The sequence below is a fragment of the Herbaspirillum sp. UBA812 genome, assembly GCF_002296545.1.
GTDB classification, from domain to species: domain Bacteria; phylum Pseudomonadota; class Gammaproteobacteria; order Burkholderiales; family Burkholderiaceae_D; genus Herbaspirillum; species Herbaspirillum huttiense.
Window position 1 is genome coordinate 33272 of sequence record NZ_DBIC01000329.1, and the last position, 835, is coordinate 34106.

Sequence of the window (835 nt, forward strand, 5' to 3'; positions counted from 1 at the left end):
CTTTCTTCCAGGCCCAGCAGAACGCCGACAGCCCCGCCGGCAAGCTGTTCCTCTCCAAGCCGATCCAGCTGGCCAAGGATTACTTCGTCGTCGTGCTGTCCCGGCGCATCACCGACATGCAGGGCAACTTCGCGGGTGTCGCCATGATGGTGCTGGACCTGGCCTATTTCCGTTCCATGCTGGAAGGGGTGGATGTGGGCAACAACGGCATCCTGTCGATCTACTCGCGCGATGCCACGGTGTATGTGCGTATTCCCTATGACCCGGCCATGGTCGGCCGCAATCTGAGTTCGGCACCGATGCTCGACAGTTTCCTGAAGCAGGACTCCGGTCACTTCTTCTGGAAGTCGGTCAATGACGGCGTCGAGCGCCTGTACGCCTTTCACGCGGTGCCGGGCACCAACCTGGTGGTCTTCGTCGGCTATGCCAAGAGCAACATCTACAACTACTGGCAGAAGACGCTGGCCATCCTCATCATCGGTTCCATCCTGCTGATCTTCAGCGCCCTCTCCTTCTTCCGCTCGATGCAAAGTGAATTCCTGCGCCGCCATGCGTCGGAAAAGACCCTGACCACGCTGGCCACCATCGATGGCCTGACCGGACTGATCAACCGCCGCTCGATGGACGAGCTGATGGAGCGCCACTGGCAGCACCTGCGCGAGGGAACGCTGCGGCAGCTCAGCGTGATCTTCATCGATGTCGATTTCTTCAAGCTCTACAACGATGGTTACGGCCACCAGTCCGGCGACCTGGTTCTGGCCCAGGTAGCCGCCGCCTTGCGGACCAGCCTGGCGCGCAATGAGGACGGCGCGGCGCGCTATGGCGGCGAAGAATT

At 61.1% G+C, this 835-nt stretch carries 1 protein-coding gene; it reads left to right on the plus strand.

Features of this window, described 5'->3' with window-relative positions; all coding sequences use genetic code 11:
* A partial coding sequence (locus B3873_RS22275) for a sensor domain-containing diguanylate cyclase (protein WP_286869133.1) occupies positions 1-835 on the plus strand: 835 nt, incomplete at both ends.